This is a genomic window from Chryseobacterium sp. FH1 (assembly GCF_000735135.1).
Lineage (GTDB): Bacteria > Bacteroidota > Bacteroidia > Flavobacteriales > Weeksellaceae > Epilithonimonas.
The window spans coordinates 207083-230648 of sequence record NZ_JPLZ01000001.1; the positions used below are offsets into that span (position 1 = coordinate 207083).

Annotated in this window: 22 protein-coding genes; 11 read left to right on the plus strand and 11 right to left on the minus strand. The window is 36.9% G+C overall.

The window, feature by feature from the left end:
- Nucleotides 1–117: 117 nt before the first annotated feature.
- The 8 genes from IO90_RS01030 to hutH form a co-directional block, all read right to left on the minus strand.
- Nucleotides 118–1764: an acyl-CoA--6-aminopenicillanic acid acyl-transferase gene (locus tag IO90_RS01030; protein WP_034963043.1), complete on the minus strand. Its 1647-nt coding sequence runs from the start codon at nucleotides 1762–1764 to the stop codon at nucleotides 118–120.
- Nucleotides 1754–3286, minus strand: coding sequence for a phytoene desaturase family protein (locus IO90_RS01035; RefSeq protein WP_034963044.1), 1533 nt, complete (start codon nucleotides 3284–3286; stop codon nucleotides 1754–1756). Before IO90_RS01035 ends, IO90_RS01030 begins: the two co-directional genes overlap by 11 nt.
- Nucleotides 3287–3543: 257 nt before the next feature.
- Nucleotides 3544–4428, minus strand: a complete 885-nt coding sequence (locus IO90_RS01040; RefSeq protein ID WP_034963046.1) for a lipid A biosynthesis acyltransferase — start codon at nucleotides 4426–4428, stop codon at nucleotides 3544–3546.
- 54 nt (nucleotides 4429–4482) lie between these two features.
- A complete protein-coding gene (locus IO90_RS01045; RefSeq protein ID WP_034963047.1) occupies nucleotides 4483–4737 on the minus strand; it encodes an acyl carrier protein in 255 nt (84 codons plus the stop codon).
- A gap of 7 nt (nucleotides 4738–4744) precedes the next feature.
- Nucleotides 4745–5965 carry a beta-ketoacyl-[acyl-carrier-protein] synthase family protein gene (locus tag IO90_RS01050; protein ID WP_034963049.1) on the minus strand — a complete coding sequence of 407 codons (1221 nt, stop codon included), beginning with the start codon at nucleotides 5963–5965 and terminating at the stop codon, nucleotides 4745–4747.
- Between the two features lie 39 nt (nucleotides 5966–6004).
- Nucleotides 6005–6736, minus strand: coding sequence for a 3-oxoacyl-ACP reductase FabG (fabG, locus tag IO90_RS01055; RefSeq protein ID WP_034963050.1), 732 nt, complete (start codon nucleotides 6734–6736; stop codon nucleotides 6005–6007).
- Between the two features lie 9 nt (nucleotides 6737–6745).
- On the minus strand, nucleotides 6746–7849 hold the full coding sequence (locus tag IO90_RS01060) for a WG repeat-containing protein (RefSeq protein WP_034963052.1): 1104 nt from the start codon (nucleotides 7847–7849) through the stop codon (nucleotides 6746–6748).
- A gap of 4 nt (nucleotides 7850–7853) precedes the next feature.
- The gene (gene hutH / locus IO90_RS01065) at nucleotides 7854–9368 is read right to left on the minus strand and encodes a histidine ammonia-lyase (RefSeq protein WP_034963054.1); all 1515 of its coding nucleotides are present in this window, start codon (nucleotides 9366–9368) and stop codon (nucleotides 7854–7856) included.
- 89 nt (nucleotides 9369–9457) lie between these two features.
- On the opposite strand from hutH, the gene IO90_RS01070 reads away from it, so the two are divergent.
- Nucleotides 9458–10705 (plus strand): NAD(P)/FAD-dependent oxidoreductase, encoded by a 1248-nt coding sequence (locus tag IO90_RS01070; RefSeq protein WP_034963055.1) that lies wholly within the window; start codon nucleotides 9458–9460, stop codon nucleotides 10703–10705.
- Between the two features lie 36 nt (nucleotides 10706–10741).
- On the opposite strand, the gene IO90_RS01075 is transcribed toward IO90_RS01070, so the two are convergent.
- The 3 genes from IO90_RS01075 to IO90_RS01085 are packed head-to-tail and all read right to left on the minus strand — an operon-like array spanning nucleotide 10742 to nucleotide 13918.
- Nucleotides 10742–11344 (minus strand): hypothetical protein, encoded by a 603-nt coding sequence (locus tag IO90_RS01075; RefSeq protein ID WP_034963058.1) that lies wholly within the window; start codon nucleotides 11342–11344, stop codon nucleotides 10742–10744.
- 19 nt (nucleotides 11345–11363) lie between these two features.
- Entirely contained in the window at nucleotides 11364–12662 is a 1299-nt protein-coding gene (locus tag IO90_RS01080) for a phenylacetate--CoA ligase family protein (RefSeq protein WP_410492581.1), read from the minus strand.
- A gap of 50 nt (nucleotides 12663–12712) precedes the next feature.
- Entirely contained in the window at nucleotides 12713–13918 is a 1206-nt protein-coding gene (locus IO90_RS01085) for an ATP-binding protein (protein WP_034963060.1), read from the minus strand.
- A gap of 260 nt (nucleotides 13919–14178) precedes the next feature.
- Here IO90_RS01085 and ileS point away from each other — a divergent pair, with 260 nt between their 5' ends.
- The 10 genes from ileS to IO90_RS01135 all read left to right on the plus strand — a co-directional run bounded on the left by ileS (nucleotide 14179) and on the right by IO90_RS01135 (nucleotide 23510).
- Nucleotides 14179–17634 (plus strand): isoleucine--tRNA ligase, encoded by a 3456-nt coding sequence (gene ileS / locus IO90_RS01090; RefSeq protein WP_034963062.1) that lies wholly within the window; start codon nucleotides 14179–14181, stop codon nucleotides 17632–17634.
- A gap of 146 nt (nucleotides 17635–17780) precedes the next feature.
- Nucleotides 17781–18161 carry a TraR/DksA family transcriptional regulator gene (locus IO90_RS01095; protein ID WP_034963167.1) on the plus strand — a complete coding sequence of 127 codons (381 nt, stop codon included), beginning with the start codon at nucleotides 17781–17783 and terminating at the stop codon, nucleotides 18159–18161.
- A gap of 77 nt (nucleotides 18162–18238) precedes the next feature.
- Nucleotides 18239–18481 carry a DUF6576 domain-containing protein gene (locus IO90_RS01100; RefSeq protein ID WP_034963064.1) on the plus strand — a complete coding sequence of 81 codons (243 nt, stop codon included), beginning with the start codon at nucleotides 18239–18241 and terminating at the stop codon, nucleotides 18479–18481.
- Between the two features lie 64 nt (nucleotides 18482–18545).
- Nucleotides 18546–18737 carry a DUF2683 family protein gene (locus tag IO90_RS01105; protein WP_034963066.1) on the plus strand — a complete coding sequence of 64 codons (192 nt, stop codon included), beginning with the start codon at nucleotides 18546–18548 and terminating at the stop codon, nucleotides 18735–18737.
- A complete protein-coding gene (locus IO90_RS01110) occupies nucleotides 18737–19381 on the plus strand; it encodes a lipoprotein signal peptidase (RefSeq protein ID WP_034963069.1) in 645 nt (214 codons plus the stop codon). The genes IO90_RS01105 and IO90_RS01110 overlap by 1 nt, the downstream gene beginning before the upstream one ends.
- Nucleotides 19382–19384: 3 nt before the next feature.
- Entirely contained in the window at nucleotides 19385–20026 is a 642-nt protein-coding gene (locus tag IO90_RS01115; RefSeq protein ID WP_034963071.1) for a vancomycin high temperature exclusion protein, read from the plus strand.
- Between the two features lie 44 nt (nucleotides 20027–20070).
- Entirely contained in the window at nucleotides 20071–20781 is a 711-nt protein-coding gene (locus tag IO90_RS01120; protein WP_034963073.1) for a hypothetical protein, read from the plus strand.
- A 1-nt stretch (nucleotide 20782) separates the two neighbouring features.
- Nucleotides 20783–21652, plus strand: a complete 870-nt coding sequence (locus IO90_RS01125) for a hypothetical protein (RefSeq protein ID WP_034963075.1) — start codon at nucleotides 20783–20785, stop codon at nucleotides 21650–21652.
- Nucleotides 21653–21948: 296 nt separating this feature from the next.
- Complete coding sequence (locus tag IO90_RS01130; protein WP_034963077.1) at nucleotides 21949–22197, plus strand: DUF5053 domain-containing protein; 249 nt, start codon at nucleotides 21949–21951, stop codon at nucleotides 22195–22197.
- A 140-nt stretch (nucleotides 22198–22337) separates the two neighbouring features.
- Nucleotides 22338–23510, plus strand: a complete 1173-nt coding sequence (locus IO90_RS01135) for a hypothetical protein (protein ID WP_131450798.1) — start codon at nucleotides 22338–22340, stop codon at nucleotides 23508–23510.
- Nucleotides 23511–23566: the final 56 nt, after the last annotated feature.

Consider the following 23566-nt stretch of genomic DNA (forward strand, 5'->3'; position numbering starts at 1 on the left):
TGGGCAACTTATCCGCCTTCCACTCCCAATTGTCACTCTGAGGCTCTCGAAGAATCCGTTCAAGTCGGGTTGCGCTTCGCAGAGTTTAACGCTTTCCATTAATCTGACGATTAGTCATTATTTCAACTTTCTCAAAGTCTTCTTCAAATACTTCTCAACATTCTTTTTGTCGAGAACCGTTGTAATCTCCTTCGTTAAAGCTTTTTCGAATTCAACTTTTGCCTTTCGATAATTTTTTTGATTGAAATAATATTTCCCAGTCTGAAAGTAAACCAACCAAAAATCTGGATTCAAAGCTTGATAATGATTGATAAATTCATCAGACAAAATTTTATTTTCATCAAACTGAGAACTCAATTTTTTAAATTCCTCATAATTTTTAAATTCCTGAGAATCCACAAAAGAATCTTTCGCAATATTCAAATTTGAAGTCGCAAATTCCCCAGTTTTCAATCGTTCATCAGAAAAGATTTTATTCAAATCATAACAGACAAATTCGCCTAATTGATAAGGATTTGACGACACCCAAACCAAGCGTTTCTCCGGCGAAAAAATCACCGCGTGATGCGCCAAAAGTTGGTTTAAAGCTTTCTCATTTCCATAACCGATTTGTGCTCCTTTCAAACCAGATTTATCTCTTAGAATCGAAGCCATTTTTTCAGGATTCAATTTTGGATTTTCATTCAACAATTCCTGAAGTTTCTCGTATCGATATTCTGAATGGCTTTCCGCAATTTGTTTTCGATTTCGCTCGTCATCTTTATAAGCCTCGGACTGAAAATGATTTGTACAAACCAACTGACTCGAATTCTCCATTTTAAAAACTCCAAAATTATCCGGCGAAACTTCAATGATTACAGCACTTTTATCAGTCGCACTTCCAACCAAAATCGATTCTGAAACGAAGACTTTCCTTTTTTTTGCAATCGCAATCGCTTCATCAATATTTTTAGCAAACTGTAGAATTTCACGAGTCACAAGCGAAATCGGTGTTTTTGCGGTCATCGGAATTTTGGACTTTCCAGCGTTGATAGTGACCGTGATTCCTTCCTTATTCATTCCCGAAACCACGCCAATCATTCCCGGCCAACTGACCGACATATATGGAATTCCATTTTCCGGTTCTACAAATTCTACCAACTTATTTTTGGCAAAATCGTCGCCGACATAGAAATCAAAATTTCTTCCAATCAGCAAATCGCCATCTTCAGTATTTTCGTTCCAAACAGCCAAAGACGAACAGCCAACCATCGCCAAATCCTGCATTGCGTGGCCAATATCGTGCGCGCCGTGCAAGTACAAACTTCTGAGATATTTTGGTGCGATGAAGTTGTATTTATCTGATGAGTATTGGGATAAACCATAGATTTCGGTTTGATAATCTTCCCGAATATTCAAATACATTTTCCGATTGTACCATTTCAAAAAACCATTCAACAATTTTTGTTTGAATTTTGAAGGCACAAAACCTTCAACCTTGGAAAAGAAAATCGCTTCCTGATTTTGCATCAAACTTTGAGTCAAGGCACCATTGTTATAGCCCAACTGCAAAGGATTTCCTTGGATGTAGAGTTCCCAAAGTTGCTGTTTATTTTTGGTGAGATAATTTTCCTTAAAACTAAAAGTCGAGTCGTTTACTTTTTCAACTTTCGGAATCTCAAGAGAAAATTGGTTGATTTTCGGAACGTGATGGATGGACTTTGAAACGCCACACGAAATGACATTTAAAACAAGAAACAGATAAAGTAGCACTCTATTTTTCATCAGCTTGATTTAAAACTTGAGTCAATCTTTCGTCAATCAATTCCTTTCCCAGAATCTCCGAGCAAGTGTTGAATGCGCCAATTGTACATCCCAAAATCCCGTGCATATTCACGCTTTGACCTGTCAGAAAAAGGTTACTGACCTTGGTTTTCGGCGAAAAAATTGTTTTCATCGGATTAGACGAATCTTTTGTGTAGCCGTACATATTTCCCTTGTAACCGCCGATGTAATCGCGATAAGATAGTGGCGAAGAAGTGTGAACAGCTTTGATTTGATAACGCAGTTCCGGGAATTTCTTTTCAATTTCAGAAATCAACTTTTCAGCTTTTTCAGTTTTGAATGCTTCGTAAGTTTTTCCCCGTTCCTGTTCTTCTGCAACCGTGTTGAAAGTGTTTTCCCATTGTTTAACCTCATCGTAATTCATATAAGTCAGAATGGTCAAACTTTCTGCGAACTCCGGATTTTGTTTGGAAGCCGTTGCCGAAAGCATATAAGATTCTGGCCAATTCTCTTCCGAATAATCGGACTGATTCCAGATATTTTCTTCGTTCTTGTAATGGTAATAATTGAAATTGAAATGTTTGAAAGTCTTCGCTTTTAGAACGATGTAAACGCTGAAACACGAACTTATCGGTTCCAATTCATCGATTCTTTTGGTGAAAGATTTCTTAAAATGTTCTTTACCAACCAAATCTAAAGTTGTTTTTATTTCAATATTCGAAATGAATTTTTCCGCAAAATATTTTTTCCCGTTTTTGGTTTTTACGGATTTCAAAATTTGTTCCTCATCGAAAATCATCTCTGAAACTTCGGAATGTTTGTAGACTTCTGCGCCGTAATTTCTCAATTGTTTAATCAGCAATTTTGAAATTTGACTTCCGCCGTTCGTACATTTATACGCACTTTGAATGTAAGAATTGACCGTCAAAGCGTGAACATACAAAGGTGTTTTTGCCGAACCTGCATAAAGAAAATTGGAGCCTGATAAAACCGTTTGCAATTTCTTATTTGATGTGATAGATTCTATAAAATCCTTGGCATTAATGTAAAGAATATCTTCATCATACTTCCCATCACCCACAAGATTGTACCTCGGAAATTGATTGCAAACATTCTGAATTTCATCAACATAACTAATTAAATTCTCTCGCTCCTCAGGAAAAATTTCTGATAATTGATTTACAAAATTGTCATAACCTTGAGAATGTGGATATTCGATTTCGTCGTTTTCGAAAGTGATTTTGTCGAATCCGATTTCGTCCATTTTTTCGAGATTCAAATCTTGGATGATGCCAAGGTATTTGAAATATTGATGAAGATTCTGACCTTCGGAAAGTCCTCCCAGATAATGAACACCTGTATCGAAAATGAGTTTGTCACGCGAAAAGGTTTGGAGATTTCCGCCGTATTGGTTATTCTTTTCTAATACGCATACTTTCAGTCCTTCCTTCGCCAGAACCAAGGCAGAAACAAGTCCACCAATTCCGCTACCGATGACTAGTATGTCGTATTGTTTTTTCAATTTTTTTGAAGTGAGATGTTAGAAGTTAGATAAGAGTATATTCAATGAATTTTATTTTTTCACTCATTGGTGACTGCTAAATTTAGATTCCTACGGAATGACAAAATTGTGTTTTTAATTTGAAATGTTAATCTATGACAAATCTGCAACCCGGCTTGAGCGGACTCTTCGAGAGCCTCAGAGTGACAATTGGGAGCCCTTCGACTTCGCTCAGGATAAACTACAGACGGATTAAGTTGCCATAAATATATTGAAAATCAATCAATATCGTCCCAAAAGTCGAAGTAATTGAACCATTGGAGTGGATATTTTTTGAGCATCGATTCCAGATTTTGAACGTAGGAGTTGAGCAAGCCTTGAGAATCGCGGTTTTTGATGTTCTGAGCGACTCGCGCGTAAAGGTGATAATGGAGATTTTTTTCCTTCATCACATAAACGTAAACCACGGGAACGCGCAATCTGGAGGCGATGAGGAAAGGCCCAGCTGGAAATTTGGCGGTTTTTCCGAGCAAGTCAGCTTCAAGAAATTTGGAACCTTCGAAATATCGGTCGCCTGTGAAACAAATCAGCTCGTTGTTGGACAGAGCTTCGTTGATTCTGAAAATGTGCGACATATCGTCCTTCACAAAAATGAATTTGATGTTGCTTTTCTTGACGGAAATGCTTTCCATATATTCCCTGATGGCCGTCACTTCCTGGTCTGTCGTGACAAGGTTGACTTGCGCATCAAAGTCGATGTCGGCAAAAAAATGTTCGGCGATTTCGAAATTTCCTATGTGTGCGCTAATGAGAACGCCACCTTTTTTTTCGGCGAGGAGGTTTTTGAGATTTTCAATACCGTCGAATTCGTAGGTGAATCGGTTTCTTAATCCTACAGAAATGGCGGTTTTATCAATTAGAACTTTACCGAAGACAAAGTAGCTTTTGAAAACGGAAAGTTTGGTTTTCAAAGCACTGAAATTCAGTCTGTTTTTAAAATAATAAGAAATATACAGGTTGCTTTTCTTCTCGAAAATAAAGTAGTACGTCGCAACGAAATAGAGGACAAAATAGGAGCTTCGGATTCCGATATTCTTGATGCACCAAACGAAAATCTGATAGCCTAATATCGTTCCTTTGGATTTGCCTTTCCATTTGTTCATAGTTCAGATGTTAGACTGTAGATGCTAGACATTAGACTAAAAATAATGTAATAATTATGCAGTTTTCTCGGAAATTTTATTCTGAATTGCGTCGTAAAAATCATCGAAAGTGACCATTTGTTTAAAATCTGCCTCGCCCAATTTCACACCGAAATTAGACTCAATAATTACAACCATATCGATATAATCCAGGCTGTCCAAGCCGAGAGTGGTTTTGAAATTGGCATCATTTACAATATCATCGCGGTCAACTTCGAACTCATTGACAAGAAAGTTATTAACGACCGCAACAATTTTATCTCTATCCATAGTGTTTTTAAACAAATTTTTTAACGATTAATGCAGAATTGGTTCCTCCAAATCCGAAAGAATTCGACAAAAATACGTCAATTTTTTGATTTTTGGTTTCCGTGACGAGATTTATCTTTTTTGCATCGTCGTCTGGATTTTCAAGATTTATGTTTGGCGCCACAAAATCGTTCTGCATCATCAGAATTGAATAGATGACTTCGCTTGCGCCAGCCATCCAACATTCGTGCCCAGTCATTGATTTTGTGGAACTTACGGGAATTTCGTTTCCAAATATTTTATGAATTGCCTGCGCCTCATTCGCATCACCAATTGGCGTGGAAGTCGCGTGTGCATTGATATAATTGATGTCTTCAGGTTTTAAGCCAGACATTTTTAAAGCTCTTTCCATCGCAATCGCAGGTCCATCGATATTAGGCGTAGAAATATGTCCGCCATTGGAAGAAAATCCATAACCGAGAACTTCCGCAATAATTGGCGCACCTCTTTTGACTGCGGATTCGTAACTTTCTAAAATTAAAGTTGCTCCGCCACCACTTGGGATGAGTCCGTCTCTGCCTTGGTCAAATGGTCGGGAAGCTTTTGTTGGTTCATCTTCGCGGGCAGAGAAAACGCCCAATCCGTCGAAACTTGCCATTGAAAATTTGTTGGTTTCTTGCGCACCGCCACAAATGATGGTGTCTTGCAAACCATTTTTAATCATCAAATAGCCTAAACCCAATGAATGTGAACCACTTGCACAAGCCGCGCTGATGGTCATATTGATGCCGCGAAGTTTGAAAATCGTTGCGAGATTCATCGTTACGGTAGAATTCATCGATTTGAAAATGGCTCCGGAACCCATCAATTGTGTATCCTTTTTTTCACGTACAATATCGGTGGCTTCTACAACGGCTTGAGAAACACTGTCGTTTCCGTACAAAATGCCGACTTCATTTTCGTCGATAAATTCTTGGGAAATTCCAGCGTATTTTAAGGCGTCGATGGTTGCCATATAAGCATATTCGCTCTCTTCGCCCATCGAAATTCTTTGTCGGCGACTGAGTAGATTTTTTAAATCTGGCTTCGGAACAAAGCCTGTCAAACTAGACCTGTAGCCAAATTCTTTTCTTTCATTATCGAGAACAATTCCTGATTTACCTTCGTACAAAGAGTTTTTGACTTCTTCCAAAGAAGTGCCGATGCAGGAATAAATGCCGATTCCGGTGATGACAACTCTGTTTTCCATTCTATAAATTCAAAGTTCGAGATTCAAAGTTTATTTAAATTATGAATAAATTCCGCCGTTGATGTGGATGACTTCACCTGTGATGTATGATGATTTTTTGGATGCTAGAAATGCGACCAAATCCGCTACTTCTTCCGCTTCGCCAAATCGGTTTGCGGGAATCATTGCTTTTAATTCTGCTTCATCAAAATCAGCCGTCATATCTGTTTTTATAAATCCTGGAGCGACTGCGTTTACGGTGATATTTCGCTTCGCAATTTCCTGAGCCAATGCTTTTGTCGCACCAATGACGCCAGCTTTTGCAGCGGAATAATTGGTTTGACCAGCTGTTCCTTTCGCGCCGGAAACGGAAACCATATTAATGATTCTGCCGTATTTGTTTCTCAATAATTTTTGAATGAAAAAATTGGTCACGTTGAAAAATCCGTTCAAACTCGTGTTGATGACGTTGTTCCAATCCTCCTGCTTCATCCACATAAAAAGTCCGTCTCTGGTGATTCCAGCGTTGTTGATGATGACTTCTACAATTGCGTCTGGATTTTTTCCTTGCCAATTGGTCAAGACAGTTGTTGTTTCTTCCGCATTCGAAACATCGAATTTCAGGATTTCTCCGGTTGCTCCCAATGCTTTGACTTTCTCCAACGTTTCGTTTGCCGACAACTCATTGGAAGTATAATTAATGAGAAGATGATAATTATTTTCTTCGGCAAGTTTCAGGCAAATGGCTCTGCCAATTCCTCTGGAACCTCCTGTTATGATGGCGCATTTCATTTTTTTAATTTATTTTGAAAATAGTTCAGCATTATCAAACCATTTATTTCCTAAGAGTTTTCCAGTTGTATCAATAAAACCCCATTTCCCGTTTTTCTTCACTCTGGAAATTCCATTTATGAAACCTTTGTTTTTTTCACCAATTGCAAAATTGACAGAAATATCATATTCGTCGGAAATTATCAAATCTCCTTTTTTATTAATAAAACCCCAATTTTTTGTTTTAACAGGAGCTAAACCATCTTTACTAAAAACTTCTGCATCCGAATACTTTGGTTCAACTACAAAATTTCCTGAACCATCGATGTATCCCCATTTATTCCCTATTGCAATCGGAGCTAAATTCTCACTGAACGCTCTGGCTTTATCAAATTTCGGCTCAATAATCCAATCTCCAGTCATATTGATAAAACCTATTTTTCCACCTTTTTTGACATAAGCAACATCAGATGCAAAATCCCAAATTTTTTCAACATATTCTAATTGTTTAAAATTATTACCGATTACCAATCCGTAAATATTATTAGATTTTGCCCAAGTTACATTCTTATAAAAATCTCCTATTTCATCATATTCGAAATTTACGACAACTTCACCTTTTAAATTGACAATGCCCCATTTTTTGTTTATCGACGCTTTTGCGTATCCGTTTTCAAAAGGTTTTATTGCATCATACTGAGGTTCTGCAATAATTTTCAAATCAGCATTTATAAGTCCAACTTTATTTCCCTTTCTAATAAAAGCAACACCTTGATTAAATTCATATAATTTATCTGAAAGTGGCATTTCTAAAAAATTTCCTGATTTATCGATATAGCGCCAATTTTTATCTTTTTCGACTAGCGCAATTCCATTGTTAAATTCTTTAGCGTTATCCAATGATGGTTGGATTATCCAATTACCAAAATCATCAACAAATCCCCATAATTTTCCCTCTCTTACTGCAACAAGACCTTCTGAAAAATTTCTGCCAGCATCAAATCTTGGTTGGATGGCAAATTCACCTTTTTTATTTATATATCCTGTTTTGCCCTTTTCCACTATTAATGCCAATTCTTGCGCATTAATATTTTGTGAAATAATCACAATCAATAAGAATAGTATTTTTTTCATTTTATTAATTCTTCAAATATTCCTTCACCTTTTCTACGAACGGATACATTATCAAATCTTCTTTGAAAGCCGGAACAATCGCCCGAACCTCATCATACAATTTTTTGGTGGCAGAGGAAATTTCGTTCTGACATTCCAAATATTCAATTGCTTGAACAATGGTGATTAATTCAATCGCCAAAACTTCGAATGCATTGTTGATGACTTTGCTACAAATCACCGCCGAATTGGTTCCCATACTCACAATATCCTGATTATCATTATTATTCGGAATACTGTGGACGTACATTGGATTCGACAACATTTGACTTTCCGCCGTTGTGGAAGTTGCCGTGAATTGAACGCCTTGCATTCCGAAATTCAATCCTAATTTTCCAAGATTGACAAATGGCGGGAAAATCTCGTTGATTTTTGCATTCAGGAGATAATTGAGTTGTCTTTCTGCAAGCATTGTCAGTTTTGTGATGACGATTTTCAGCTTGTCCATTTCCAAAGAAATATAATCGCCGTGGAAGTTTCCGCCGTGGTAAACGTGTTGGTCCTCGGGAATGATAATCGGGTTGTCGTTGGCAGAATTAATCTCGTCTTCCAATATTTTTTCCGTGAATTCCAAAGTATCCAAAACCGGTCCCAAAATCTGCGGAACACATCTGAGAGAATAATATTCCTGAACTTTATCTTTGAAGATTTCCTCTTTATTTTCCTTATTATAAAGATGGTCTTCTCGCTTTCTAATTAGTTTGCTATCAGAAAGACTTTCGCGCATTCTGGATGCAATTTTTTGTTGACCTTTGTGTCTTTTTGTCGAGTTCAGAGCTTCTGAAAAATGGTCGTCGTACGCTTTTACAATTTCATTGATTGCACAGGAAAGTCTCAAAGAAATATCGACCAATTTTCTGGAATTGTAAGCATTGATAATCCCAATTCCCGTCATCGTAGAAGTTCCGTTCATCAACCCCAAACCTTCGCGGATGTGAACTTTTATCGGCTCCAGATTTAATTCTGCAAAAACATCTTTTGTTTCGCGTCTTTCATTTTTATAAAAAACTTCGCCTTCGCCAATCAAGACCAAAGCCAGATGCGCCAACTGAACCAAATCGCCACTTGCTCCAACACCGCCGTGCTCGAAAATCAAAGGCGTGACATCTTTATTAATCAATTCCTTCAATAAAAATATAACAGACGGATGAATTCCTGATTTTCCTAAACTCAACGTGTTCAATCGTGCCAACATCACGGCTTTTGCAGACTGTGGCGAAAGTGGATTTCCAACACCAGAAGAGTGACTTCTTATCAAATTATATTGAAGCTGATTTCTATTTTCTTCGCTGATTCTGTATTGCGCCATCGGTCCGAAACCAGTGTTGACGCCATAAATCACTTTGTCTTTGGAAAATTCTTCTAAAAAATTGAAACCATCTTCTACTTTCGACAAAAGTGTTTCGCTCAATTCAAGCGTTTCGTTATCGAAAATAATTTTATAAAAATCCTCTAATTTGAGGTTAGCCGTTAATACCATCTATCATTATTTAAAAAAAGGAGAAAACTGATTCGAAATCAATTTTTTGTGATTAATTTTGTGACGCAAATATAGATAGAATATCAGAAATAATGAAAGAATTTGTAGATGTCCTCGTGATTGGAGCCGGACCTTCGGGTTGTGTGTCTTCTGCGTATCTTCATAACAACGGCGCAAAAGTGAAAGTGGTGGAAAAAACCAAGTTTCCGCGATTGGTCGTTGGAGAAAGTCTGATTCCGCGAGTGATGGACCATTTTCACGAAGCTGGACTTTTCGAAGCGTTGGACAGCCAAGGTTTTGAGAAGAAACTCGGCGCAAGATTTATGCGAGGCGATGAAGTCTGTATTTTTGATTTCAGCAACAAATTTGGTGAAGGCTGGGATTGGACTTGGCAAGTTCCCAGAGCGGATTTTGACAAAGTTTTGGCAGATGAAGTCATCCGAAAAGGCGTTGATTTGGAATTTGAAACGGAAGTGATTTCTGTTGAATTTAATGGTTCGGATTCTATCACCACAGTTAGAAATAAAAATGGCGAAACGAAGGAAATCCACGCTAAATTTATCATTGATTCCAGCGGTTACGGAAGAGTTTTGCCGAGATTGTTAGATTTGGAAAAACCTTCAAAATTGTCTCCACATTCCGCGATTTTTTCCCACGTTGATGATATTAATCGTGAAGAAGGTGTGGAAGGAACGTTGATTTCGTTCGATATTATTGAAACCGAAGTTTGGCTTTGGGTAATTCCTTTTTCGAATGGGAAAACAAGTTTGGGAATCGTTGGACCAACTGATTATATCGATAAACTCTCGGAAAATGGCTACACGACGGAAGCTTTGAGAAAAGCCATTTCGCTTTCAGATTATTACGTCAAACGTTTTGGCGATGTTGATTTTCTTTTTGAACCGAGACATTTGAAAGATTATTCTTGTTCCGTAAAAAAATTATTCGGAGACGGGTTTGCGTTGACTGGAAATGCTTCGGAATTTCTCGACCCTGTTTTCTCTTCAGGAATGGCATTTGCCACAGAATCCGGAATGCTTTCCGCAAAATTAGCCTTAAGACAACTGAACGGCGAAACCATCGATTGGCAAAAGGAATATTCTGATTACATTTTATACGGCGTGAATGTTTTCACCACTTACGTAAAAGAATGGTATACCGGAAATTTGCAGGAATTATTTTTCCACCAACCGGAAAATCCTGATGTGAAAAGGAAAATTTGTGCGGTTCTCGCTGGTTATGTTTGGGATAAAAAAAATACGTTTGTGAGAATTCACGATACGGCAGTGAAGAATCTTGCGGATTTCATTAAACTAGAAAAAATGGAACAACAATAACAAAAACGGTCTGAAAATTTTCAGACCGTTTTTGTTTTATTTAATTACTTTTCTTATCGCTTTTCCGAGTTCCTTGCCAGTGACTTCATAAGCGCCGGCAATTCTACCATATTCCATTGTAAAGTCTTTATTAGTTTTCTTACCGAGAATTTCTGCACCTTGCAATTTCATCACAACTTTCGAAGGATTGTCTGTCTCCACAAATATCAAATCCGAAGTCAGTTTTCCTTCCTGCGCAACCAATCCCGCGTGCCAACCAGCATAAACCCATTTTGTATCGACAATCAAAGTATATTTTGAATTAATATCCTTTTTGAAAGCCACTCTTTTCGACCAGCCGTTGAGACCTTTTAGAAAGTAATTGAGATATTCCGTATTCTTGAAATTGCCCCAAGCTTCTTCCCATTTTTGCCAAGCCACCGCATTTTTCTTTGATAAAGTTTCCGCTTTTCTTCTTTCCAAATATTGAGCTTCTGTGAAATTATCCGCTTGAAATAAGACGTTATCAAATTTCAGTTGAACATTGACTTCCGTTTGGTCTTTCAAAAAATCAAAAGTCCCGAACTCAAAATTGATTTGATTCTGCCCAAAAGCTGTCGTTGCAAGGGCGATAAAAATAATTAATAATAGTTTTTTCATAGTTTTAATTAGTTCAATTTTAATTTCGTAAATCTATAAAATTAATTGGTTTACGGCTATTTGGATTAAAAACATTTTTAGATAAAACATCAAAATCCAAAACTTCGATTTTCGGACTTACTCTCAATTTTGCCCGGAAATGGTCTCTCACTTCGTCCACAAAATTTTCGCTTTCATTGTCTGTGCTTAGCTTGATGATAATTTCGTCCAAACCAATTTCATCTGATTTGATAACGATTTGATAACACAAAACATTCCCAAAATCATTCATAATATCATTCATCGCAGGCGGATAAAGCGTCGTTCCTTTGTATTTTATCATTTGTTGTTTTCTGCCTAGAACAGGACCTAATCGCATCGTGTTTCTACCACATTTGCAAGGTTCATAATGCGCTTTTACCAAATCTCCGGTTTTGAATCTTAATAATGGAATTGCTTCAACACCCAAGGTCGTAATCGTCAATTCGCCACTTTCGCCTTCTTTTACGGGATTTTCATTATCATCAAGAATTTCTGTAATGATGAGTTCTGGATGATGATGACCACCGATTTGAAATTCACATTCCGTGAAAGCCGTGCTCATCTCCGTAGAAGCGTATGTCGAAAACAATTGAATATTCCATCGTTCTTTGATTTTTTGAGACAGAATATTATGTGTGAAATCCTGATTTTTCAGACCTTCTCCAATACAAACCGCACCGTAAACGCTAGAATTTTTATAATCGATACCGTGTTTTTCGGCGTAATCTATCATTTTCAAAAGGAAAGACGGAACGGTAATCAGATATTTCGGCTTGTATCGGAAAATCGAATCCCATTGCAATTCCGGAATTCCAGGTCCCATTCTCACAACGCTCGCACCCATTTTCCGAAGTCCAAGAAAATACGCCAAACCGGCCATAAATCTTTTATCGATGGTTGTAATCATCTGCACAACATCGCCTTTTTGGATTCCGGCGCAGGCAAAAGAAATCGCTTCGTTGTAAGCCAATCTTTCCAAATCCTTGTCTGACAATCCGAAAGTCACAGGGTCGCCCAAAGTTCCGGAAGTCGTGCTGTAATCCACAATTTCAGTTTGAGGAACACAGAAAAAATCCTGATTGTTTGCCTGAATATCGTTCTTGGAAGTTGTCGGGATTTTTGTTAAATCTTCCAAAGTTCTAATTTCATTAACATCAATATTGTGGTCTTTGAAAAGCTTCTGGTAATATGGCGATTTCGCATTCAAATATTGCAGTTGCTCACGAAGTTTTTCTTCTTGGAAGGTTTTTATTTTATTGGAATCGGAAAATTCTATGTCTGGAAATAAATTCAAAATACTGGGTTTTGAGCAAAGTTAGAAATATTAAAATTTTGAGCAATCAAAAGCTATCCCGCAAACTCGTGGAACGGCAAAACTTCTATGATTTTCCCATCTTTTTCAAAACGGTCTTTCTGATTGAATGTGATTATTTTTCCTCTTTCTTCATCGAAATAATTCAGAGCATCCAGCAGTCCAGCGATTTCCCGTTGCAAATTATCTTGATTCAAATCGTAGCAAACCTGTATTATTTCCGCAGGTTTCCCTTGCTTGATAGCGATAAAATCACATTCTTTTTTGTCATTAAAATAGTAAACTTCGGGAAATTTTCTTCTTAAATGCAAATACACCATATTTTCCAAACGCCTTCCCAATTCGTCCGTAAAAACGATGGAAGCGTGCGTAAACAAACCCAAATCCACAACATAAACTTTCTTCGGATTTCGAACTTGCGTTTTCAATGAATAACTGAATTTTGGAAGAAATTGCACCAGATAAGTATTTTCCAAATGAGAGAAATAATCGGCGATTGCACTCACCGATTTCAAACCGAATAAATCTTTCAATTTGTTTGCAGAAATAGGTTTTCCTATATTTGATATGAGATAGATTGCCAATTGTTGCAAAGAATTGATGTCGCGTATTCCGTATCTCACGGCAATATCACGGTTCAAAACATCTACCAACAAACGTTGCAAAACCAAACCATTATCCAAATTTAGAAACTCCGGAAAACCACCTTCAGTCATATATTCTTCAACTGAAGAACTATTGTTTTCTAAATTTTTAAACTCTAAAAATTCCCGATAAGAAAACGGAAAAAGTTCATATGGAAGGTTTCTGCCTGTTAATTTCGTCCCCATTTCTCGACTTAGCAAAGTCGCATTAGAACCCGTAACTGCAACTTTGAAACCTTCATCTAATTTCTGCCGAACATACAATTCCCAACCTTCAACAATTTGTATTTCATCAAAAAATAAATTTTTCACATTTTTTTCTCTGATGATGACATCTAATTTCTGAAAATCCGGCAATTCGAAACCAGCCAATCTTGGGTCTTCAAAATTCAAAAACAAAGATTGGTCTTTATTATCATTCAACAATTGTAGTAGAAGTGTACTTTTTCCAGCTCTTCGAACGCCAGTTATAAGCAAAACAAAACTTTCATACAAAGTTATTTCCTCTAATTTCTCACGTTGCAATCCTATTTTTTTTCCTAAAAAATATACATTTTGATACTCAACTATTTCCGTTAATTGATTATTAGACAGCATAATAATAATTTTATTCAATACAAATGTATAAATTTAATTTTATTATCAAACATATATATCCATTACTAACAAACATAATTGTTTTTTATAATCAAATAATATCTTCCATTATTAATGAAAAATATTCTCCATTTAAAACAATAGATAATATTCATTCAATTTTAAACCCACATTTTCAACTCAAAAACCCATTAATTAATCGACAAAAATCACTAAATTCGCAAACTTAATCTATCAAAAACAGATTTGAGACATTGAAAATGAGCAAGTTCACAGAATATAAAAATCTTAGCCTAACCGAAACTGCAAGAAACATCGCAGAATTTTGGAAAACCAACGATACTTTCAAAAAATCCGTCGAAATCCGTGAAGGTCAGCCGGAGTTTGTTTTTTATGAAGGACCGCCTTCTGCGAATGGAATGCCGGGAATTCACCACGTGATGGCGAGAGCAATTAAAGATATTTTCTGTCGTTTCCAAACGCAATCCGGAAAACAGGTTTTCAGAAAAGCCGGTTGGGACACGCACGGACTTCCTGTGGAATTGGGCGTTGAGAAAGAATTGGGAATTACCAAAGAAGATATCGGCAAGAAAATTAGCATCGAAGAATACAACGAAGCTTGTAAAAACGCCGTGATGCGCTACACCGATGTTTGGAACGATATGACCGAAAAAATCGGGTATTGGGTGGATATGGAAAATCCGTACATCACCTACAAACCAAAATATATGGAATCGGTTTGGTGGCTTTTGAAACAAATCTATGACAAAGGTTTGCTTTATAAAGGTTACACAATTCAGCCGTATTCTCCGAAAGCAGGAACAGGTTTGTCTTCCCACGAAGTAAATCAGCCAGGCGCTTATCGTGATGTTTCTGATACGACGGTTGTAGCCCAGTTCAAAACTTTGCCAGAAACTTTGCCTTCATTTTTACACGGTTTTGGCGATGTTCATTTCTTGGCTTGGACAACGACGCCTTGGACTTTACCTTCCAACACCGCTTTGACGGTCGGACCAAAAATCGATTATGTTTTGGTGAAAACTTTCAATCAATATACTTTTGAGCCAATCAATATTGTTTTGGCTAAAGCTTTGGTTGGAAAACAATTTGCGAAAAAATATGCGGAAGGAACTGATGAAGATTTCGCGAATTACACTTCTGAAACAAAGGTGATTCCTTATCAAATCTTAGCAGAATTCAAAGGTGCTGATTTGGTTGGAATTAAATATGAGCAACTTTTAGATTACGCGAAACCTTATCAAAATCCGGAAAATGCTTTCCGAGTGATTGCTGGAGATTTTGTAACCACAGAAGACGGAACAGGAATCGTACACACTGCGCCGACTTTTGGTGCAGACGATGCGAAAGTGGCGAAAGAAGCAACGCCTGAAGTTCCGCCAATGTTGGTTTTGGATGACAATGGAAATCCGGTTCCTCTGGTTGATATGCAAGGAAAATTTTTATCGATTGTAAAAGACGAAACTTACGGTTTTGCGAACGAATATGTGAAAGGCGAATATTTGAATGATGACGAAAAATCTGTAGAATTCAATATTCAAAAAGAAAATTTAAAATCAATTATTTCTGATTTGAAAGCGTATCTTTCTGTCGATGAGAGAATTGCCTTAAAATTAAGAAAAGAAAACAAAGCTTTCAAGGTTGAAAAATACGTTCACAGTTATCCGCACAGTTGGAGAACTGACGAGCCTTTGTTGTATTACCCGCTCGATTCTTGGTTCATCAAAGTGACTGATGTGAAAGACAGAATGTTCGATTTGAATGAAACCATCAACTGGAAACCGAAATCTACAGGTGAAGGCCGATTCGGAAATTGGCTGAAAAACGCCAACGACTGGAATCTTTCCCGCTCCAGATATTGGGGAATTCCGTTGCCGATTTGGAGAACTGAGGATAAAAAAGAAGAAGTATTAATCGGTTCTGTGGAAGAATTGTACAACGCAATCGAAAAATCCATCGAAGCTGGTTTCCAGAAAGAAAATCCGTTCAAAGGTTTTGAAATTGGAAATATGTCTGAGGAAAATTATGCGTTGGTTGACCTTCATAAAAATATTGTGGACCAAATCACTTTGGTTTCAGAATCCGGAAAACCGATGAAACGTGAGAGCGATTTGATTGATGTTTGGTTCGATTCCGGAGCTATGCCTTATGCGCAATTGCATTATCCGTTTGAAAACAAAGAGCAAGTTGACAACAACAAAGCTTTCCCTGCAGATTTTATCGCAGAAGGCGTTGACCAAACTCGTGGTTGGTTCTATACTTTGCACGCGATTGCGACAACCGTTTTCGATTCTGTCGCTTATAAAAATGTGGTTTCGAACGGTTTGGTTTTGGATAAAAACGGACAAAAAATGTCGAAACGTCTCGGAAACGCCGTTGACCCATTCGAAACGCTTTCGGTTTACGGACCGGATGCGACGCGTTGGTATATGATTTCCAATGCGAATCCTTGGGAAAATTTGAAATTCGATATTGAAGGAATTGATGAAGTGCGTAGAAAATTCTTCGGAACACTTTACAACACCTATTCTTTCTTTGCTTTATATGCGAATGTTGACGGTTTCAAGTATTTGGAAAGCAACATTGAAAATCGACCTGAAATCGACCGTTGGATTTTGTCTGAATTAAATTTATTAATCAAAGACGTGAAATCTTTCTACGAAGATTATGAACCAACGAAAGCTTCGAGAGCAATCAATAATTTCGTTAATGACAACTTGTCGAATTGGTACGTAAGACTTTGCAGAAGACGTTTCTGGAAAGGCGATTACAGCGATGATAAGATTTCTGCTTACCAAACTTTATACATTTGTCTTGAAACTGTAGCGAAACTTTCCGCGCCAATTGCGCCATTCTTTATGGACCAATTGTTCCAGGATTTGAATAAAGTCACAGGTAAAGAAGTGGTAAATTCTGTTCACCTGACAGACTTCCCAGTGGTAGATGAAAGTTTGATTGACCAGGATTTGGTTGAGAAAACGCATTTGGCTCAGCAAATCACATCGATGGTTTTTTCATTGAGAAAGAAAGAAAACGTGAAAGTTCGTCAGCCACTTCAAAAAGTGATGATTCCAGTTTTGGACAAGAAAACTGAGGAACAGATTTTAGCGGTTTCAGAATTAATCAAACAAGAAGTGAATGTGAAGGAATTGCAACTTATCAATTCCGAAGAAGCCTCGCATCTTATTGTAAAACAAATCAAACCGAATTTCAAAACGCTTGGGGCGAGATTAGGAAAAGATATGAAAACTGTGGCTGGAGAAATCTCAAACTTCAGTTCTGAGCAAATTGCAACCTTGGAAAAAGAAGGAAAAGCAACCGTTTCCGGATACGAAATCACAACGGAAGATGTAGAGATTTTCACAAAAGATATCCCAGGATGGACTGTTGCAAGCGAAGGGAAAACAACTGTGGCATTAGATTTGAAGCTGACGGATGAATTGAGAGCAGAAGGTGTTGCAAGAGAGTTCATCAACAGGGTTCAAAACATCAGAAAAGACAAGGATTTTGAATTAACTGACAGAATTTCAATTCAATTGGAAGAATCTTGCCCTTTTAGACAAGAATTTACTAACAATGAAGCATATATTTCTGCAGAAGTATTGTCGGATAAAATAGAATTTGTAAATTCACTCTCAAATTACGAAGAAATAGAGATAGATGAGGAGCAATTCAAAGTAAAAATTGAGAAAAAATAGTTCATATTTCGTTTTTATTAAGGATTTGTGAATTAAATATTATTACTGATTTATTATCCGATTTTTATCTTTATTCTAGCAGATTGAAAAGCGTGGTTGCTATAAACTTAAAAAATAAAAAATTTGAACAATTAATAACGATGGAAATGGCCGACGAAAAATTACGATATAATGATGCTGATTTACAAGAATTCAGACAATTAATTCAAGAAAAAATTGATAAAGCAGAGAAGGATTTGCTTCTTATAAAAGAAAGTTTTATCAATGACCAAAATAATGGAACGGATGATACTTCACCAACTTTCAAAGCTTTTGAAGAAGGTGCGGAAACCTTGAGCAAAGAGCAAAATTCTATTTTGGCAGGAAGACAGGAAAAATTTGTACGTGACTTGAAACACGCATTGATTAGAATCCAGAACAAGACTTACGGAATTTGTAGAGTAACAGGAAAACTCATCCCGAAAGAAAGATTGAGAGCAGTTCCTCACGCAACTTTGAGCATCGAAGCAAAAAATATGCAACGATAAACAATTAATTTTCAAAATATTAAGTCCGAATTTCTGATTGTAAAAATTGGAGATTGGGACTTTTTTCTTATAACAAAATGACTTATTTAATTATTTTAATCTTTGTTGTGGCAATTGGATTTGTATTGATGAAAAAAAAATCGGTCAAGAACATTTTCAAACCAGAACAAAAGTATTACACAATTGATGACGAGTTCAATGCCAAACGGAAAGAACGTCAGGACGAAATCGATAAGTTACTGAGTAAAATCGGCGAAAATGGTTTGGCTGATTTGTCTGAAAAAGAACGCAAAAGACTGGACAAATTGTCTAAGAAATAAGTAAATTAAGTACATTTGCAAAAATCTTTCCTAAGGGAAAATTTAACCTAAAACATTCAAAAAAATGGAATCAATCATTGTACATACAAAAAACGCGATGGAACTCACGGCGCTGAAAAGTGTTCTGAAAGATATGAACATCGAGTTTGAAAAATTTCACACCAAAAATAATTTTCACAATAAGAAAACGGTTCAGAAAATCAACGACAGAAAAGAGAAAAAAATAACGAGAACGCCTAAACCAAAAGGATTGTAATGAAGAAAATAATTGCAATTACGTTTCTAATTTTATTGATTGACCAGTTTTCCAAAATCTACGTCAAAACGCATTTCTACCTGGGCGAAAGCATCAACGTTTTTGGATTGGATTGGTTCAAACTGACTTTTGTTGAAAATCCTGGAATGGCTTATGGACTTCATTTCGGAGGACTTTGGGGCAAATACGCTTTGATTATTCTAAGAATTGCTTTGGCTATCGGAATGGTTGTACTTTTCAAAAAATGGCTTAGAGAAGGCGCTTCCAATTACCTTATCATTCCAATGGCAATGATATTTGCCGGCGCAATTGGGAATGTTTTCGATGGGATTTTCTACGGTGTGATTTTCGACAGCGGAACTTTCTACGACGTGGCTTCCGAAAGATGGATTGATTATGGAGGTGTTTCCAAACTCACTGCATTCGGAGACGGCTACTCTGATTTGATGAAAGGTTGCGTGGTCGATATGTTGCATTTTCCTTTGGTAGATACGACTTGGCCAGATTGGGTTCCGATTTTCGGGGGCAACAGAATTGAGTTTTTCAAATACATTTTCAACGTTGCAGACAGCTCGATTACGGTTGGCGCATTGTTCTTATACATTTTCAGAAAGAAAGCTTTCCCAAATGGTTTGGATTTTTAACGTATGAAAATTTTCAAAAAAATATTAGTTACAGGACTGATTTTCTTCGGATTATCAGTTCTTTTTGTTTTGTACGCGAACTACACGATTGATTATGAGGCAGAAGACAATGTGACCTCAGACATCGGAAATCTTCCGAATGAGAAAGTTGGACTTCTCTTGGGAACGAGCAAAATCTTGGCGAATGGAAAGCCGAATCCATATTTCGTCAATCGGATAAAAGCTACGGCAGAACTTTACCACGCAGGCAGAATTCAAAATATCATTGCGAGCGGAGACAACTCCAGAAAAAATTACAACGAACCGGAAGATATGAAGAATGCGCTCATTAAGTTAGGCGTTCCTGCTGATAAAATCTATGAAGATTTCGCTGGTTTCAGGACTTTGGATTCTGTGATTCGGGCAAAGGAGATTTTTGGACAGGAATCTTTTATCGTGATTTCTCAGCGTTTTCACAACGAGCGCGCCATCTATCTCGCACACAAAAACGGCATCACAGCTTATGGCTACAATGCGAAAGATGTGGACAAAGAAGCAGGTTTCAAAACTAATGTAAGGGAAAAGTTTGCAAGAGTGAAGGTGTTTTGGGATTTCTTTTTTGGCGTGGAACCGAAGTTTGGAGGAGAGAAGATTTTGATTAAATAAATTTTTTTAAATTTAATATAAAAATCAACCACAAACCTGAAAAAATGAGCGTCTTCACCTATCATCTAGTAAAAACAAATTACTTTTCTGCGCTTAGAATCCTTTTGTTTCCACCGAAGCAAAAAAATATCTCGGGCTTGATTCACGCAGAAATGATGACAGCGATGACGCTTGGTTCTCCTATTTTTTCACCTTCGCGAATGTTGGTCCGACAAATCGCAGTGTTTGCTCAATGGGAAAATGAAAGTGATGTTGATAATTTTTTGAATGAAAATCATTTTGGAAAAATCCTTGCGAAAGGTTGGCACACGAGATTAACTTTTATGCGAAAATGGGGGAAATTCAACAAGTTTGAAATTCCGGATGAAACTTTGGAATTTGAAAATCCGGATTCGCCAGTTGTTGCCGTTACAATTGCACGGATGAAATTTCTGGAAATCCCGAGATTCATCCAATGGGGAAGACCAGTTGAGAAATTGGTTCGCGACCATCCAGCAACCACTTTGTCTCTGGCTTCGATTAAATTTCCAAATACCGTTTCCACTTTTTCAATTTGGAAAACGCAGAAAGAAATGACCGATATGGTGCACGGTCACAGCAAAGTTCCAAAGCCAGAAAGGCACGCCGATGCAATGAAAGAACGAGAAAGAAAGGATTTTCATTTCGAATGTACAACTTTACGTTTCAAACCTATTTCAGAATTTGGCGAATGGAACGGGCGAAGTAATATTATCCCAAATCTTAAACATCATTAAGATGAGATTCGCTTATCCAATGCAGAAATTTCAGGATTGGTTGACCCAGCAATGGGTGATTCTGCGTGGCAAAAAAATCAAGCCTGAAGATTTTCCTTGGCTGATGGGACCTTTTGGAAATTTGGATGCGATTGGCGAAGATTTCATCCATCAATTTGCGGTAAAGGAGAACTTGATTATAAAAAAAGATTCGATAGCGAAAGGGATTATTCCATCAATGCAGAAATTGAATTTATCCGAAACTGACTTCTCAAATTTATCCAAAAATGTTATCGACTTTTATGAAAACACCGCCAATCACCATTTGGATTTTTCTGTAAAATGGAATCCGTTTTTCAAATTTTTTGGCATTTTAATCAACAAATTATTCAGCAACAGAATCAATCAACTGAATATTCCGACTAAAAATATTGCTGATTCTGAATCTTTAAAAAGCGAAATCATCAATCTTATCGACGCAAAAACCAATGAGATAAAATATACATTTTGGTTTCGCTCGATTGAATCCAGCGGACAAGTTATCTATTCTGGTGTTTATGGAATTTACAGTTTACCTTCCGGAAAAACCTGTGTGAAAGCCGTTTTTCCGCTTCCAAATGGAAACGCAACTGTTTTGATGAATCCAAGTGTTGGAAAAAATGGAGAATTGATTTTAGATTCTTCAGGCGAAAAATTTGGTGACGCCGGGTTTTATTTTTTACTGAAAGATTCGAGAGGTGAATATTGGTCGCAATTTATCAGTTCGTTTCGAGACAAATTAATTATTGGTTCAGAAAATGACCTCATCTCTGCAGAGCAAACTTTGACGCTTTGGAATTTGAAGGTTCTAACTTTTAATTATAAAATTAAATTGAAAAAACAACGTCATTAAAACAATAAAAAACTGACACTTAAACAGTTCTATCACCAAAACTTGTTTATTACGAAAATCCGTACTACCTTTGAATAGCAACTAAAAAACACAAAATAACCCTTACTGCAAAAGAGGAGGAACTGATTGAAGCCATCAGAAACTTCAAAAAAGCAAAACACAATCCATCAATTGAATTGGAATGGTGGATAAGAGAACTCTTTGAAAAACTTTTGGAAGACGAAGAAAAGAAAGAAATTTAATTATAAAATACCGCTTAATGCGGGCATAATTTTCTAATAAAAAAAAATAAAAATATGGAAACAGTAATCAATAAAGATATTCCCGTAAGAAAACAGCTGGAGCCTATTGCCCTGGATGTATCTTGGTCAAAAATTGCACAAAAATATTTTGGAAAATCAGCATCTTGGATTTATCACAAATTTGATGGCATAGATGGAAACGGCAATCCAGGAGGTTTCACTCCGGAAGAAAAAGAACAGTTTAAGGGAGGTTTGTACGACCTTGCGGAAAGAATAAGAAAAACCGCAGATGAATTTAAATAAGAGGAATTAGCTCAAAAGTTGCAAGCTTATTTCCGAATTACTTCTAATCCTTGTGTTGAAAATGCGCAGGGATTTTTATTTTACGAAAATTCAATGCTTAGTCAATCGAATAATTTCGCTACTTTTAAAGTATAAATTTGATGATGAAAAAAACTTACCTGATTTTATTAATGTCCTTAATTATATTTTCTTGCAAAAAAGAAAATCAATCTGAAGGTTATTTGAATCCGGAAGATTATGACGCACAATTGCTCGGAATTCCGAAGGCTCAAATCGATTCTATCCGAAAAAGCGAAGAAAGAAAACAAGCTGTTTTGAGGAAAGTGTCTTACGAACTGGATTCTGCCACAACGATTGATGTGATGCTTCCTATCAGCAATTTTCTTAAAGATTATTCATTTTCTGGCGACATTAGCTTGACGGACCCAAACGCAACTTCCGTACCTGAAGGTTTTGAATATCCGGAATCCATCAGCATTCAGAATCCTATTTCCGATGGCGATTCCGGTGAATTGATATTGGTCGGGAAATCTGCAAATGCTAATATCTTTCCGGTTTCTGATATTAAAAAATTCAATGAGCCGGAAAAAATTCTTTTCGAAGACAAAAATGCTTTGCTGTACGTGGATGGCTATGGTCGCAAGAAAATGTATTACAGGCAATATAATCCAGCAAACTCAACGTACTACCTCTACACCGCCGAAGTTCCGAAATACAACGACCCGAAGCTTCAATACGCCTCACTTTTCTCAACTTATAAAAAAGCGCAAAATCTTTTGGCTTTTGACAAGGAAACCTTACCCGAAAATCTAACTTGGGAAAAAATCAAACCAAGCCTTTCTGAGCCAGAATTCAAAAACTACCAGGTCTATTACAAATCATTGGAAAAGGAACTCAAATATTTTCTTAAAGACAATGACAGCGTCAATATCAACCGAGACAAAATGCAGTTTTACTTCTATCGCGACGAAGACCATAGCAAAAATACCTTCAACCAGGTTGGGATTTTGGGAAACTCAGAATTTGCAGGAACGTTTGAAGATTTGAATTTTGACAACCGAATGTATTCTGGCTATTTCAAACAGATTTATGCTCGTGATGACGAATTCAGATTTATCAGAAACATCAGTGAGAACAGTATTTTGATGAAAGCCACTCAAGTTGGATACAGCTCTAATACGGTAAGTTATTACATTATTAGTTCCATCAAGACAGAAAAAGGACAGTTTTATCTCATCAGTCCGACCAATGAAAACGGGAACGATTTGACTTCTTTTATGAATGATTATTTCAGCAGACATTTAAAAATATAATTGTTTGTTTTTTGGCGATTTGCTTTTGGCGGTTTGCTTCTGGCTTTTAGCTTTTT

What these genes read in the sequence shown, in the direction of transcription:
- IO90_RS01120 (WP_034963073.1), top strand. Translation starts at nt 20,071, where the DNA reads ATGAGCGTCTTCACCTATCATCTAGTAAAAACAAATTACTTTTCTGCG.
- ileS (WP_034963062.1), top strand. Translation starts at nt 14,179, where the DNA reads ATGAGCAAGTTCACAGAATATAAAAATCTTAGCCTAACCGAAACTGCA.
- IO90_RS01115 (WP_034963071.1), top strand. Translation starts at nt 19,385, where the DNA reads ATGAAAATTTTCAAAAAAATATTAGTTACAGGACTGATTTTCTTCGGA.
- IO90_RS01095 (WP_034963167.1), top strand. Translation starts at nt 17,781, where the DNA reads ATGGCCGACGAAAAATTACGATATAATGATGCTGATTTACAAGAATTC.
- IO90_RS01075 (WP_034963058.1), bottom strand. Translation starts at nt 11,344, where the DNA reads ATGAAAAAACTATTATTAATTATTTTTATCGCCCTTGCAACGACAGCT.
- IO90_RS01045 (WP_034963047.1), bottom strand. Translation starts at nt 4,737, where the DNA reads ATGGATAGAGATAAAATTGTTGCGGTCGTTAATAACTTTCTTGTCAAT.
- IO90_RS01130 (WP_034963077.1), top strand. Translation starts at nt 21,949, where the DNA reads ATGGAAACAGTAATCAATAAAGATATTCCCGTAAGAAAACAGCTGGAG.
- IO90_RS01030 (WP_034963043.1), bottom strand. Translation starts at nt 1,764, where the DNA reads ATGAAAAATAGAGTGCTACTTTATCTGTTTCTTGTTTTAAATGTCATT.
- IO90_RS01060 (WP_034963052.1), bottom strand. Translation starts at nt 7,849, where the DNA reads ATGAAAAAAATACTATTCTTATTGATTGTGATTATTTCACAAAATATT.
- IO90_RS01105 (WP_034963066.1), top strand. Translation starts at nt 18,546, where the DNA reads ATGGAATCAATCATTGTACATACAAAAAACGCGATGGAACTCACGGCG.
- hutH (WP_034963054.1), bottom strand. Translation starts at nt 9,368, where the DNA reads ATGGTATTAACGGCTAACCTCAAATTAGAGGATTTTTATAAAATTATT.
- IO90_RS01040 (WP_034963046.1), bottom strand. Translation starts at nt 4,428, where the DNA reads ATGAACAAATGGAAAGGCAAATCCAAAGGAACGATATTAGGCTATCAG.
- fabG (WP_034963050.1), bottom strand. Translation starts at nt 6,736, where the DNA reads ATGAAATGCGCCATCATAACAGGAGGTTCCAGAGGAATTGGCAGAGCC.
- IO90_RS01110 (WP_034963069.1), top strand. Translation starts at nt 18,737, where the DNA reads ATGAAGAAAATAATTGCAATTACGTTTCTAATTTTATTGATTGACCAG.
- IO90_RS01135 (WP_131450798.1), top strand. Translation starts at nt 22,338, where the DNA reads ATGATGAAAAAAACTTACCTGATTTTATTAATGTCCTTAATTATATTT.
- IO90_RS01085 (WP_034963060.1), bottom strand. Translation starts at nt 13,918, where the DNA reads ATGCTGTCTAATAATCAATTAACGGAAATAGTTGAGTATCAAAATGTA.
- IO90_RS01100 (WP_034963064.1), top strand. Translation starts at nt 18,239, where the DNA reads ATGACTTATTTAATTATTTTAATCTTTGTTGTGGCAATTGGATTTGTA.
- IO90_RS01125 (WP_034963075.1), top strand. Translation starts at nt 20,783, where the DNA reads ATGAGATTCGCTTATCCAATGCAGAAATTTCAGGATTGGTTGACCCAG.
- IO90_RS01050 (WP_034963049.1), bottom strand. Translation starts at nt 5,965, where the DNA reads ATGGAAAACAGAGTTGTCATCACCGGAATCGGCATTTATTCCTGCATC.